The sequence below is a fragment of the Nocardiopsis akebiae genome, assembly GCF_018316795.1.
GTDB lineage: Bacteria > Actinomycetota > Actinomycetes > Streptosporangiales > Streptosporangiaceae > Nocardiopsis > Nocardiopsis dassonvillei.
The window spans coordinates 4,568,604-4,582,594 of the sequence record NZ_CP074132.1 but is presented as its reverse complement, the minus strand read 5'-3'; the positions used below and the strand labels follow the sequence as shown (position 1 = coordinate 4,582,594).

9 protein-coding genes are annotated in these 13,991 nt (G+C 71.2%); all 9 read right to left on the bottom strand.

Annotation, left to right across the window (positions count from 1 at the left end):
• Positions 1-69 precede the first annotated feature (69 nt).
• The 9 genes from KGD83_RS19580 to eccB all read right to left on the bottom strand — a co-directional run bounded on the left by KGD83_RS19580 (position 70) and on the right by eccB (position 13,990).
• Entirely contained in the window at positions 70-3,378 is a 3,309-nt protein-coding gene (locus KGD83_RS19580) for a right-handed parallel beta-helix repeat-containing protein (RefSeq protein ID WP_212640566.1), read from the bottom strand.
• Positions 3,379-3,444: 66 nt separating this feature from the next.
• Entirely contained in the window at positions 3,445-5,175 is a 1,731-nt protein-coding gene (locus KGD83_RS19575; protein WP_212640565.1) for a hypothetical protein, read from the bottom strand.
• Between the two features lie 60 nt (positions 5,176-5,235).
• A complete protein-coding gene (locus KGD83_RS19570; protein WP_212640564.1) occupies positions 5,236-5,589 on the bottom strand; it encodes a hypothetical protein in 354 nt (117 codons plus the stop codon).
• Positions 5,590-5,646: 57 nt separating this feature from the next.
• Positions 5,647-5,985, bottom strand: a complete 339-nt coding sequence (locus KGD83_RS19565; RefSeq protein ID WP_249351958.1) for a YbaB/EbfC family nucleoid-associated protein — start codon at positions 5,983-5,985, stop codon at positions 5,647-5,649.
• Positions 5,876-8,977 (bottom strand): hypothetical protein, encoded by a 3,102-nt coding sequence (locus tag KGD83_RS28785; protein WP_249351957.1) that lies wholly within the window; start codon positions 8,975-8,977, stop codon positions 5,876-5,878. Before KGD83_RS28785 ends, KGD83_RS19565 begins: the two co-directional genes overlap by 110 nt.
• 36 nt (positions 8,978-9,013) lie before the next feature.
• Complete coding sequence (locus KGD83_RS19560) at positions 9,014-11,722, bottom strand: prolipoprotein diacylglyceryl transferase (protein ID WP_212640562.1); 2,709 nt, start codon at positions 11,720-11,722, stop codon at positions 9,014-9,016.
• A 119-nt stretch (positions 11,723-11,841) separates the two neighbouring features.
• Positions 11,842-12,144 carry a WXG100 family type VII secretion target gene (locus KGD83_RS19555; RefSeq protein WP_047871722.1) on the bottom strand — a complete coding sequence of 101 codons (303 nt, stop codon included), beginning with the start codon at positions 12,142-12,144 and terminating at the stop codon, positions 11,842-11,844.
• Positions 12,145-12,195: 51 nt separating this feature from the next.
• Entirely contained in the window at positions 12,196-12,522 is a 327-nt protein-coding gene (locus KGD83_RS19550) for a WXG100 family type VII secretion target (protein ID WP_249351956.1), read from the bottom strand.
• A gap of 22 nt (positions 12,523-12,544) precedes the next feature.
• Positions 12,545-13,990 (bottom strand): type VII secretion protein EccB, encoded by a 1,446-nt coding sequence (gene eccB / locus KGD83_RS19545; protein WP_212640561.1) that lies wholly within the window; start codon positions 13,988-13,990, stop codon positions 12,545-12,547.
• Between the last annotated feature and the right edge of the window lies 1 nt (position 13,991).

Here is a 13,991-nt window from a genome sequence, read left to right as displayed (position 1 = left end):
CGGGCCGCCTCCCGGAGGACGGCCCCCGTGGCGCCCTCCGGGAGGCGGCCCCGCCCCCGCAGCGCGGGGTCAGCGGGCCGGGATGTCCTCGGGCAGCAGGGTGGTGAAGTCCTCCCGGGTGGCGTTCTGGACGCCGTTGACGAGGCGGCCCGCCTGCCGGGTGATCATCCGCTCCAGCACCTGGCGCGCGTAGCGGGCGTTGCCGAAGTTCACGTCGCGGACCACCCCGGAGAAGTGCTCGTGCAGGGCCGCCGTCGTCTGCTCACCGCAGGTGTAGCCCGACCCCTTCGCCATCCGCTCGACGATGGTGACCAGCTCGTCGTCGCTGTAGTCGGGGAACTCCACCTGGTGGTTGAACCGCGAGGCCAGACCGGGGTTGGAGTCGAGGAAGCGCTGCATCTCGTTGGTGTAGCCGGCGACGATGACCACCGCCTCGTCGCGGTGGTCCTCCATGAGCTTGACCAGGGTGTCGATGGCCTCCTGGCCGAAGTCGTTGCCCGCTCCCCGAGGCGCCAGCGAGTAGGCCTCGTCCACGAACAGGACGCCGCCCTTGGCCCGCTCGAACACCTCGGCGGTCAGTTGGGCGGTGTGCCCGACGTAGCGCCCGACCAGGTCCGACCGGGCCGCCTCCACCACGTGGTCGCCGCGCAGCACCCCCAGGGCGTGCAGGAGCTTGCCGTACAGACGGGCCACGGTCGTCTTACCGGTACCGGGGGGACCGGCGAACACCAGGTGGTGGCTCATCGGCGCCACCTGGAGCCCCATGGCGCGCCGCTGCTGCGACATCAGCAGCAGGTTGGCCAGGTCGTTGACGGTCTCCTTGACGCTGGCCAGGCCCACCATGGCGTTGAGCTCCTCGCGCAGGGCCGCGATCCCGTCCGCCGTGCCGCCGAGCTGCTCCTCCTCGGCCGCCTCTCCCAGGTCCTCGGGCAGAAGGAGGGTGAGCGAGTCCGGGCTGTCGGGGATGCTCCCGCCCAGCCGGAACGCCTGGCGGTCGATCATCTCCTCGAACAGCTTGCGGGCCTCGCGGCCGTTGCCGAACGCGGGTCCCTTGGGCACCCGCTCGAAGTGGGCGAGCAGGGCCGCCTCGGTCTCCTCCGCCATCCGGTAGCTGTGGGAGACGCACATGTTGCGCACGATCTGCGTCAGCTCCTCCGGCGAGTAGTTGGTGAACTCGATGGTCCGGCTGAACCGGGAGGCCAGGCCGGGGTTGCTGTCGAGGAAGCTCTGCATCTCCTCGGTGTAGCCCGCGACGATCACCACGACCTCGTCGCGGTGGTCCTCCATGAGCTTGACCAGGGTGTCGATGGCCTCCCGACCGAAGTCCGGGCCGCTGCCGCCGCCCTCGCTGCCGTTGGCCAGCGTGTAGGCCTCGTCGACGAACAGCACGCCGCCCTTGGCCCGCTCGAACACCTCGGTGGTCTTGATCGCCGTGCCGCCCACGTACTGCGAGACCAGGTCGGCGCGGGCCACCTCCACCACGTGCCCGTAGCGCAGCACGTCCAGTTCGGCGAGGATCTGCCCGTACAACCGCGCCACGGTGGTCTTGCCCGTACCGGGCGCGCCGCCGAAGACCAGGTGGCGGCTCATGGGCGGCGTGGGCAGGCCCATCTCCGCCCGGCGCTGGGCCATCTGGTTGCGGGTGACGAGCGTCTTGACCTCGTGCTTGACCCCGGCAAGACCCACCAGCCGGTCCAGCTCCATCATGGGGCCGACCTCCTCGGCCTCCCCGTCCCCCTCCTCGGAGACGGGGGCCTCCGGCATCGGAACGGGCGCGCCCGCCAGGTCGCCGAACGCGTCCGGGGCCCCGTTGCCGCGGCTGAGCAGCTCCTCCGTGCGCATGCTCTGGCTGGCCACGGTCTGGCGCAGCCCGGAGCGGCCGTTGTCGCGCACCGAGCAGTCCTCCACCGCCACGTCCTCGGCGGAGTGCACGAGGATGCCGTCGGCGCCGTTGCCGAACACCTCGCACCGGCGCAGCGTGGCGCTCGCCTTGGCCGCCACCAGCACGCCGTTGCGGCGGCCGTTGTAGACGCGGGTGCGCAGCACCGTCGCCCTGCCCCCGGCCCGCACGGCGACGCCGTCGCCCGTGCACTCGGACACGTCGCAGTCGCGCACGTCGGCGGACGCGCCCGAGCCCACCGAGATCCCGGCGTCACGGCTCCCGGTGATCTGCACGCCGGTCAGCAGGGGCGCGCCGCCCTCCTCCACCGACACCGCGCTCTTGCCGGTGCGCTCCAGGGTCACGTCCTCCAGGCGTCCGCGCCCGCCCTTGCCGAACACCACGCCCTGGCTCCTGGTCCCGGTGATCGCGGTCGCGCGCAGGAACGGGGCGCACTGCTCGACGACCACGCCGGGACCGGCGGTCCCGCTGACCAGGCCGCGGTCGAACTCCACGGTGCTGTCGCCGCCCAGGCTCAGCCCCTGCCCGCCGCGCACGACCAGGCCGAGGAAGGCGGTGGAGGCGCGCTCCTCCGCGCGCACGGCGTCGCCGCCCGCCTCCTCCACCTCGCACTCGGTGAAGGTTCCGCGCGCCCGGCCCGACAGGTGGATGGCCACGCCCTTGGCGCGCACCACCCGCACCCGGGCCACCTGCGGGTCCGATCCGTTGTGCACGGTGAGGCCGCGTCCGCCCACGTCCTCGAACACGCAGTCCTCGACCACCGGCCGCGACCTGCTGGAGACCACCAGACCGTCGCCCTCGGTGTCGTGCACGCGCGTGCCCAGCAGCGAGGCGGCCGATCCCTCCTCCATCGCCACGGCGGGCTTCTTCGTTCCCGAGATCTCGCAGTCGCTGATCGTGCCCCCGGACTGCCCGCTGGCGAACACCCCGTTGCCCCCGGCGTCGCGCAGCACGCAGGAGCGGACCGTGGGGCGGGCCCGCTCGCCGATGACCACGGCGCTGGTGTCGACCTCCTCGACCACGCAGTCCTCGATGACGCTCGGTCCGGAGGAGGTGATCACCACACCCGCTCCCGCCGAGCAGGTGACGCGGCTGTCGCGCATGGCGAGCGCTCCCTCGCCGCGCACCGACACCGCGGTCCACGAGGCGCCCTCCACCTCGCAGTCGGCCATCTCCAGCTGTCCGAGGGGGATGTCCACCGCGGGGTAGTCGGCGTGGCGGCCGCGCAGGACCAGCCCCGACAGCTTGACCGCCTCGGCGCCCGAGACCACGGCGCAGCCGCTGGCGGTGGTGATCTCCACGCTGCCCAGGCCGTCGCGGGCCATCAGGGTGACCACGTCGCGCAGGACGAGGCTCTCCTCGTAGCGACCGGGGGCGATGGTGATGAGGGCGCCGCTGTCAGCGGCCTCGACCGCCTCGGTGATCGTCGCGTGCCCGTCCTGAGCGTCGGCGTCGACGGTGAGGAGCTGCCTGGTCATCGGTGTCTTCCTAAGTCGGGGGAGGGGCGGTGGCGGGGCGGCCGGAGCCGCCCCGCCGGTGTGGGGTCAGGAGCAGGACGCGCGCACGGCCGAGGCGGCCACGTGCGAGCTGGCGTGCTCCCTGTCCGCGAGGGCGTCGGTCCCCGCGTTGGTGAGCTTGACGGTGAACTCCTCCGTGGGGGAGGTGAACCCGGTCACCTGCACCCAGCCGCCCCGGATCCCCGCCTGGTCGATCCCGAAGACCGCCACGGGCGACCCCTCGGCCGAGGGCCCGGAGAAGAGCTGGTACTTCGCCTCCTCCGGTGAGATCCACAGCGGGCTCTCGTCGTCCGGCACGTGTACGTACAGTTCGCACGACACGCCCGCCTCTCCCGGGGTGAACGTCCAGGTGGCGTACTGGCCGTTGCCCCGTTCCGGGTCGCCCGAGACGGGAAGGGCCTCGTAGCCGCCGTCACAGCCCTCCTGAGCGTACCCGCCGGGCCGGGTGGCCCAACTGGCGGTGCCCTCCGCGCTGTCCCAGCGCCCCTCGTTCGCGTAGGAGGCTCCGGGGGAGTCCTTGCAGCCGGGTCCCGCCACGGCGAGGAAGGACTCCTGCTCGGAGGCCCCCGCCATCGCGCCCGAGTCCGCCAGGACCGAGCCCCCGCCCTCCGAAGGCGGAGGGTCGGCGACCTGGCCGTCGCCGGGAGCCGAACCGCCGCCCGCGGCGTCGCCGTTCCCGGCGGCCCCGTTCTCGCGGGCGGTGTCCCCGGAACCGCCGGTGTCGGCGAGGGGGGAGTTCATCTCCTGCCCGCCGGAGCCGTTCCCAGCGTTCCCGGTGCCGGTGTCCCCGTTTCCGGCGGTATCCCCGGCTCCTCCGTCGGTCTCGCCCTCCCCGGAGGTCCCGGCGCCCTCGTCGCCCCGGGCTGGCGCGTCCTCACCGGCCGCCCCGTCCGAGCCCTCCTCTCCGGCGGGCGCGTCGGCCGAGTCGCCCTCCTCCGCCGGTGCGCCACCGGCAGAGGCGTCCCCGGCGCCCTCGGCGCCGTCGGCGCCGTCGGCCGTGCCGCCCTCCGTCCCCGGCTCTCCGTCCGTCGCGGAATCCGCGTCGTCCGGCTCCCCGGCCGTGGTGGCCTCGCGAGAGCCCTCCCCGGCCTCCAGGCCAGCGTCGGCGTCCGTGTCGGGGTTCTCCCGTGCGGCCGGGGCCGCCTCCACGGGGTCCTCACCGCCCCCGGCGGCGGTGCCCGGATCGGGCATCGTCGGAGTCCCGGCCGCGTCCCCGCTCACCTCGGGAACGTAGCCGGTCTCCTGGGGGGCGGCGCCCTGCTGGGGCGCGGGCGCCGCGCCCGCGTCCGCCGGTGCCGCGACGGTCCCGGACTCGCCGCCCGCGGAAGCCCCCGCCTCAGCGGTGTCCGAGGTCTGACCGCCGAGGGCGTCCGCTCCGCCCGCGCCCGAGGCGAGCGGTGTCGTCTCCAGGGTCACCCCGGGCACCCCCGCCGTCATGGCGAAGGGGGCGGCGACCAGCAGCAGACCCGCGATGGCCGCGCCCGCCAGGGCGGGCTTGCCCGGACGGTCCAGCGCCTCCTCCGGTACCTGTGGGGCGGCGGGTTCGTTCAGGGCACCGGTGATCCGGGGGCCCTGGACGGCCTCGGCCGCCACCGCGCCCTCTGGGGCCTCCCTCGGCGGGGAGGGGGAGCCGGGCAGTGCGGGCTCCTCCGCCCCGCCCGAGACCGTGGCGCCAGCACCTCCGGAGAGGGCCGAGCGGAACCCGGACTCCGCCGCGGAACGGCCGTCCTCGCCGCGCGCCTGCGCGTTCTCAGACATCGCAACTCCTTCTCAGGGGGCCCGGGCCGCGGCCCGGGGGCATGGGTACCGGGGCGGTGGTCACCGGCGTCCTCCGCGTCCGCCCGTGGTGTCCAGGTCCGGGACGTGGTTGGTGTTGTTCTCCTCCGTGCGGACGACGCTGTCCGTGGTCTTCAGGAGGATGTCGCTCGAGTCCTCCGCCGCGGTGGCGATGAGACCCACCAACTCGCTGAGGGAGGTCTTGAGCTCCCCCAGGGACTTGTCCATCTCCTTGGCGAACTTGTCTCCCTTGCCCCAGATGGGCTCCAGGGGTGCCAGCTCGCCGTCCAGCCACTGCTGAAGCTCGCGGGCGTAGTCGGCCGCTTCACGGACTTTCTGGCTGTTGCCGGTCATGCCGTCGGGGTCGGCGAAGAAGCCGTCGTTGCCGGACGCCATGTACGTCTCCTCTCCGTGTCCTCGTCCTCAGCCGCGGGCGGCGGCGGTCGGTGTCCTCTACTGCCTGGGGTCGTCGGAGGGGATGCCCAGCCGGTCGAGCAGCTTGAGCGGGTCGAGTTCGCCGCGCATGACCTCCTCCGCGCCCGCCATGTCCGGCATGAAGGGGCCGTAGGCCTCCGAGACCCGCTCGGCCATCTGGCTCCGCGCCTTGTTGACCACCTCGGTGATGGCGGCGGCCAGCTCGGTGGGGGCCATGTCCCGGTAGGCCTGGGTGTGGAACTTCAGCTCAACCAGTTCCCCCGTCGCGTCCACCTTCGCGCCCACGAGCCTGTTCTTGGCCACGACCTCTTCTGTTGCCGACTCCAGGCTTGCGCTTGCGTCCGCCAGCCGGTCCATCGTCTTGTGAAGCTGTGCCAGTTCCTCTTCCATCTGGCGCTGCATCTGCGAGCTCATGCCGCTGTGTTCCCTTCTTGTTCTGGCCGGGGACGGGTCGTCCCAGCGCGGACTTCTGGGCGTCGGCCGTGGTGCCCCAGACCTTCTCGTCCTCGGAGAGCCACGTGGAGCGCTGGCGGTCGCGGTTGTTGTCACCGCCGCCGCCCATTCCGCCGCCCATACCGCCCATCATGGGGGGCATCATCGGCATTCCGCCCATTCCGCCCATTCCGCCGCCCGCACCGCCGGCGCCTGCTCCCGCGCCGCCCTGGCCGTTCAGGCCGTTCAGGCCTCCCGCGCCGCCAGGGGCGCCCTGCCCGCCGGAGGAGCCGTTGGGGCCGCCCGTCTGGTACTGGGTGCCGTCGGGGTTGGCGAACAGCGAGGAGCGGTCGGAGCTGTCCGGCGCTCCCGGACCGTCGTTGGAGTAGGGGCCGGAGGCGGGGCTGAGGCCGCCGTAGTTGAGGCCCAGGTCCTCGGGCGACTCCAGAGGCGGAAGCTCGCTGGGGCGCGGCTGCGAGGGGCCGAGACCATCGAAGCCGTTCGTGATCGGCGCCCCGGTCTCGGGGTCGATCGGGTAGGGCTTGCCGGTGATCGGATCGATGACGTAGGGCTCGCCGGTGATCGGGTTGATCGGCACGTCCTCACCGGTGCCGGGCCCGTTGAGTCCGAGGTCCGGCGGGGGTGTGGGCACGCCGTTCCCGTAGTCGTAGCCGTCCTGCCCGGTGCCCGGACCGTTGAGCCCGAGGTCGGGCGGGGGCGTGAACGTGGGTGCCTGGCTCCCGTAGTCGTAGTCCGTAGGCAGTCCGGTCTCGGGGTCGATGCCGACCGGTTGTCCGGTGACGGGGTCGATGGGCAGGACCTGCCCGGTCTCGGGGTCGTAGTTGATGGGCAGGTCGGTTTCGGGGTTGTAGGGCAGTCCGGTCTCGGAGTCGATGGGGTAGGGCTGGCCGGTCTCGGGGTTGAGCGGGAGCCCCGTCGCCGGGTCGAACTCCAGGGAACTGCCGGTGCCCCCTTCGGGGACCGGTTGTCCGGTGACGGGGTCGATGGGCAGGACCTGCCCGGTCTCGGGGTCGTAGTTGATGGGCAGGTCGGTTTCGGGGTTGTAGGGCAGTCCGGTCTCGGAGTCGATGGGGTAGGGCTGGCCGGTCTCGGGGTTGAGCGGGAGCCCCGTCGCCGGGTCGCGTTCCAGGGAACCGTCGTAGCCCTGTGGGCGGCCGGAGCCGGAGCCGGGGCCGTTGAGGCCGAGGGGCGGCGGGGGTACGGGCATGGGCGGGGGGACCATGGGCCCGTTCTCGCCGAGGTTGTCGCCGGGGCTGTTGAATCCGGGCTCGTTGGAGCCGGGGCCGTTGAGACCCAGGGGCGGCGGGACCGGCGGTGGTGTCAGACTGCCGTTGTTGCCCAGGCTGTCGCCTGGTCCGTTGGAGCCGGGGCCGTTGAGACCGAGGGACGGCGGGATCGGCGGCGGTGTGAAGGATTCGGGGCCGCCGTCGCCCCGGGTGTCGCCGGGGTTGTCGATCTCCTGGTTCACCGGGGGCGGCGGGGTGAGGCCGTCGGGGCCGCCGCCCAGCCCGTTGGGGCCGTTGAGTTCCTGTTCGTTCGACGGCGGGTCGATACCCAGTTCGTCGAAGACATCGTTGAGGTCGACATGTTCGGGGCCGTCCTCGCCGTTGCCGGGGCCGTCCTCGCCGTCGCCTTCTCCGTCACCGAAGAGGTCGTCGAGGTCGATCTCGTCCGGGCCGCCGTCGCCTTCTCCGTCACCGAAGAGTTCGCTGAGGTCGATCTCGTCGGGGCCGCCGTCGCCGTCGCCGTCGCCGTCGCCTTCTCCGTCGCCGAAGAGCTCCTCGAGATACTTTTCGAGGTCGTCATCGCCGCCTCCGGGGCCGTCTCCTGTTGGAGTGGGCGTCTCCGTCGGTAGCGGCGGTGGAGCATCGACGGGCTTCAGGTCCGTCTTGACGTCATCGTAGGTGGTCTCCATCTTGGTGTACAGGCTGTTGGCGTACTCGTGGACGGCCTTGTAGTGGTCACGGAACCTCTGGTACAGAGCGTTGTTGACATTGGTGTCGGTGGGGGCGTCGCCGACGATGCCGCGGACCTCTCCCCGCTCCGTCCCGTCCGCGTTGGTCCCGGCCGGGATGATGAGGATGTCGAACTGGTCCCGGTGATCGACCCACTTCTCCGACCCCGCGGAGACTTGGAAGTACCAGTCGTCGACCACGTCACCGATCTGCCCCCCGCGCGTTTTGAGAGCCTTCTGGACTTCGTCGGCGAGGTCCATGGCGGGGTTCTTCAGGTCGTCGACGATCTTCTTCAGCCCAGCTTTGAGATTGGGCACCGCCTTGTAGAAATGTTCCATGCGGTGCGCCAGGTCCATGAGGCGGTACTTGTACGCCGCTGCGGCCGAGCCCCTCATAGGGCCGTCCGGGGTGTCGATCGCCTGCCAGAGCTTGTTCAGTACACCGCCGCCCTCCCCGTCGATATAGGGCTTCATCGCATCCCGAAAGTCGTCCAGATGGTCGATGGTGGCCTGTAGCCGGTCGAGATCCCAGTTGTCGGACTTCAGTTTGTTCGTGGCGTAATCGGCGAGGGAAGACAGGTTGTTCAATGATTGGCGGAACCCGACCTGGTCGCCGCCCTCAGCATGTTCGTCTTCGTCGGCCCCCCATACCTCTTTCTGCATGTTGTAGCCGGCGTAGTCATAACCGGTGTAGTCGTAGCTGTAGGAGGTGTACCCGGCGGTGAAGTACGACGTATGGGTTTCCCCATGCTTCCACCAGCGGTCAACTTTCTTGTCGCCACTGCCGGTCCAGTCCTTGAAACCGGTGGTCTCGTGGAAGTGGTAGCGCCCGTGGTCGAGCCAGGGGGAGTCGAAGAGCTTCTCCATGGACTCCATTTTTCCATAATCGCCTTTTTCATTGGCGAAGATGTTCAGGATCTCGTGAACCGGCTTGTCCGGCATCTCTTATTCCCTCCCCTCGTGGGCTGTGCTCAGGGCCTAGTTCTCGGTGCTGTCCTCGTCCTGTTCGCCGTCGTCATCGCCACCACCGCCACCACCACCGCCGCCACCGCCGCCGCCAGAGCTGCTCTGGTTCGAATAGATCAGATTTTGGACATCCTGAGCAGTGAGGTTCGCCTCGTCCTCGATTTCCAGGAATTTCCGAGTTGTTTCCGAGAGTCGGTTGTCGATCTGCAGCAGTTCTTTTTGCAGTCCGGTGATGAACTTGGAGAACTCGGCCATTGAAGCGTCGATTTCTTGGGTGAGTAGACCGGCCGGCTCGAACAGATTAGGATTTCCGAGCCTCTGGTAGCCGCCCTCGGTGTTGTAGCGGGCGAATTGCGTCTCCAGGCTTGCGACGTCTTCCATGAGTGGGATCACGACATCGGTCTGGAATTTATTTATCGCTTCCATGTCGATCTTGGTGCCTTTGTCGCCCTTGCCGTCGCCCCCCTTTCCGTCTCCCTCGCCCTTGGTGTCGTCCGTGCCGCCCTCGTCTTCGTCCTCGTCGTCCTCGTCGCCCTCCTCGTCCTCGTCGTCCTCGTCGCCCTCCTCGTCCTCGTCGTCCTCGTCGCCCTCCTCGTCCTCCTCGTCCTCGTCGCCCTCCTCGTCGTCCTCCTCGTCTTCGTCCTCGTCGCCCTCGTCTTCGTCCTCGGTCGTGCTTTCCGGGTCGGTGATGACCGCGGGGTCGAAGGGGCGGGTTTCGGGGGACTCGCCGCCGTCGCCTCCGCCGTCGCCTCCGCCCTCGGTGTCGTCTCCGCCGTCGTCTTGGGTGGTGGTTTCGGGTTTGACGGAGGTGACGGGCTCGATGGGGTGGGTCTCGTCGGGGGGCTGGCTGCCGCCGCCGTCTTCGGCTTCCGGAGTGGTCGTGGTTTCCGGGTCGGTGATGACCGCGGGGTCGAAGGGGCGGGTTTCGGGGGACTCGCCGCCGTCGCCTCCGCCGTCGCCTCCGCCCTCGGTGTCGTCTCCGTCGTCGTCTTGGGTGGTGGTTTCGGGTTTGACGGAGGTGACGGGCTCGATGGGGTGGGTCTCGTCGGGGGGCTGGCTGCCGCCGCCGTCTTCGGCTTCCGGAGTGGTCGTGGTTTCCGGGTCGGTGATGACCGCGGGGTCGAAGGGGCGGGTTTCGGGGGACTCGCCGCCGTCGCCTCCGCCGTCGCCTCCGCCCTCGGTGTCGTCTCCGTCGTCGTCTTGGGTGGTGGTTTCGGGTTTGACGGAGGTGACGGGCTCGATGGGGTGGGTCTCGTCGGGACCGCCACCGCTCTCCTCCCCGGGGTCGGAGGAGTCCTCGTCAGAGGGCGACGTGCTCTCGGTCGGAGGTGAGGTGGGGGTCTCCTCCGAGGCGTCGGAGTCCTCGTCCGGGGTGGGCTCGGGTTCGTCCCGCGGAGTCTCGTCCGTGACCGGAGGCGTGGTCCCGCCCACAGGGGTGCCCGGAGCTCCGCCGCCGCCCGGGTCGGTTCCGCCGGGGCGGTCGGGGTGGTGGCTCTCCACGTGCTCGGAGGAGTCATCCTGGCCGGTTTCGTCAGGCTTGTCCTTGCCCCCGCCGTCGCCGTCGGGGCGGTCCTCTCCGGGGGTCTCCTCCTCACCGGGGCCGTCGCCGCCCGGCCTGTCCTCGCTCCCGCCGTCCTCTTCGCCGTCCTCGTCCTTCTCCGAGACGGTGATCAGACCCGTCTCGGGGTCGACCTCCACCCGCCCGTCGCCGGGGTCGAAGGAGACCTCGCCGGTCTCGGGGTCCAGGGTGAGCTTCAGGTCGCCGATCTCGATCGTGGTGGGCAGGGCCTCCTCACCGTCGCCCGGGCCGGCCGTCTCGATCTCGACGGTGCCCTCCGCCGGGTCGATGGTCAGGCCCAGGTGTCCGGCCTCGATCGTGACCGGTGCCGCCTCGGGGTCGAGGGGTACGTTCCTGTCGCCGGGCTCGATCTCGATCGTGCCGGTGTCCGAGTCCAGGACGAACCTCAGCTCGCCCGCCTCGACGGTGGTGACACCCGTCTCGGGGTCCAGGGTCACGACCGGCGCCCCCGGGATCTCGTCACCGGCGGTTTCGCCGTACTCGGGGTCGTCGGCGTCGGCGGAGATGGGCTCCACGCCGGTGTCAGGCTCTCCGGCGGGGTCCCGGTCCGACTCCAGCGTCGCGTCCCGCTCCTCCTCCCGCTCCTCCTCGTTTCGGGGCTCGGTCACCAGGGCCGTCGTCTCGCCTTCGAGGGCGTCCGTCTCCTCCGAGGACATGTTCGAGGAGATGATCCGCGGTTCGGCGGGCACGCCCGGCTCCACGGGCACGCTCGGTTCGAGCGGGACGGTCGGCTCCGAGGCGCGCAGGGGCTCGAAGTCCTGTGCCCTCTGCTCGGTGAGGTCCTCGGCCTCGGGGGCGGACACCGCGACGACGTGCTCGGTGTCCTGACCGGCGAACAGGTGCGGGGAGGCGCTGTCCTCCGACCGCTGCGCACCGAACAGCATCACTCCGTCGTCGCCGACGGTCACCTCGGAATCGCCGGGGTCGAGCACCGCCTCCTGCGTGGCGGTGTCCACCTCCACGGAGGAGCCGGCGTGCCTCAGCAGGAGCAGGCCGCTGGTCAGGTCCACGCTCACCGGAGCCGAATCCGACCGGTTCGCGCCGGCGTTCTGCTCTTGGAGGAGGGTGGCCTCCTCGGCCTCGGTCGGGTCCGGCTCCTCCCCTGACAGGGCAGCACGGAAGTCGAAGAGGGGGGACTCCACGTCAGGACCTCCTTACCGCCCGTAGGGCGGCTGTTCGTGTGGGGTTTCGGAGTTGGGGGCGGGGCGGGCGGCCGCGAGGGGAGTGGTGGGCCGCCCGCCCCGGGGGGAGGGGGAGCGGACTACAGCAGCGCTTGCCAGTTCATGGCCTCGCGCCCGTCGGTGGAGGAGTAGTTGTTGCGGATCTCGTTCAGGGCGGCCTCGGCCTTGCCCAGCAGGAGCTGCATGTCGGCGACGTTGGCCCGCCAGGAGGCGACCTTGCGGTCGTACTCCGCGGCCATGGCGCCCTCGAGCTCGGCCTTGACCGTCTGCATCTGGGCGTCGAGCGACTCGATCTGGTTCTGCACGGCCTGCGTCTGTGTGCGCAGTTCGCTGGTGGCCTCGTCGACGTAGGCGTAGCTGACGTCGAAACCGTTGATGCTCATGGTCTCGCCTTCCGGAGAGGGGCTGGTTCGGTTGGAAGCGGCTGTCCTGCCTCAGCCGGACTGGTTCGGGTTGAGCTCGTTCATCCACCGCGAACCGGTGATGATGGCCGCGTCCTCCGTGGCGTGCATCGCGTGGACGGTGCCGCCGAAGGTGCCGATCATCTGGTTCATGTCGTTGGTGATGAGCCGCAGCTCCTCCAGCCAGCCGACGACCGCCTCGCTGTACCTGTTGGAGGCCGCGCCCTGCCAGGACATACGCAGCTTGTCACGTGTGTTGTCCACGTTGGTGTAGATGGTGTTGCAGTTGCTGTGGGCCTCGGTCATCGCCTCCTGGGCGATGCGCTCGGCCTCGTCTGTAGTCCTCGTCCTCTGGTTCACGGACTCTCCTCGGTTCTTTCCATCAGGGACATCCTGCGTCCTCGACCACGGACGAGGACGCGAGGGGGAGGGCAGCCGCGTCCGGGTCGAGCACCGGACCGGAGGGCAGCAGCCTCAGGAGGGAGGTCGGGACGGGGACGGCCTGGGCCGCCTCGTACCCGAGTGAGGTCAGGGCGGTCTCGTCGACCACCGGGTACTTCGCCGCGCTGTCGGTGACGAGGTAGTGGGTGGTGGCGCCTCCACCGCCGCCCACGGGTCGGGCCGCGGCGAGCGTACCCCGGCCGGAGGCGATGCCCACCAGGTCGGGGGTCGGACATCCCGGAGCGATCCCGGGCCGCTCCTGGACCGGCCACGCCTCCACCCCGGCGGGGTCGTCTACGGACAGCGACAGCGAGCCGTCCGGGGCCAGTCTCAGGCACGGCGCGCCCGCTCCGGTCCCCACCAGCTCCGGCGGGGTCTCGGGGTGGCGCTCCTCGCGCGGCCCCTGAGCGTCGGAGAGCCTCGTGTGCGCCTCGCCCGCGGGCAGCGGCAGGGCCTCGGCAGGGGCGTCGGGGTAGGCGGCGTCCGCGACGTCGGGATCCGCCAGCAGCAGCAGGGCCTGCGTCACGGAGAGGGGGACCAGGCCGTCCCGGGTGAGGAGGTAGTGCTGGTCGCTCTGGCCCGGGGTGGACACCGCGAACACCTGTCCCACCAGCCGGGGCTCGCCCGCCATCTCTCCGCCGTCCTCACCGGCGCCCGGAACCTCGACCGCGGTCAGGTCCGGGCCGGTGGGCACGGTGTTGAGGAACGCCGAGGTGACGGGCAGGGCGCTGCTCGTCCCGTAGCCCAGGGCCTGGACGGCGCCGCCCTCCGTGTCCAGGCGCAGCCGGGTACCGTTCCACAGCAGGTGCTGGCCCCCGTCCGGACCTGAGACCAGCACCGCCTGCTCGGCGGACGGGTGGAACGGGGCGGGCGCGGTGCCGACCACCAGAGCCGTACGTCCGAGCTCGCCCTCCTCGTCCTCGGGCCGCAGCGCGCACACCCGCCAGACCGCCTCCTCCAGGCCCGCCTCCGTGGGAAGGGAGTCGGGCGCTCCGGCGATCCCTACGGGCCCGCCCACGGGCACGCCCTCCAGGGACTTGGCCGAGACCAGGCTCACCGCGGCGTCGGCGCCCTGGATCAGACGGGCGGAGGCGCCGTTGGCCACGGGGCGCAGCACCCCGGCGGAGTACACGTAGGAGGCGCCGGTGTCGCGGTCCACGATCAGCCGGCCCTCCTCCCGCCAGCTGGTCGCGCCTCCGGGGAAGATGAGGCCGAACACGAGGAAGCCGATGCACAGCACGGCGCCGATCGCGATGCCGATGTAGGTGCCGGTACGGGTCCGGCGCATGGGCGCGTCGACCGCGTCGGGGTCGCCCTCCAGCATGGCCGTGCCCAGTCGGCCCACGGTGAAGTTGTGGGCCATCACCCTGTCGCGACGTGACTGCATG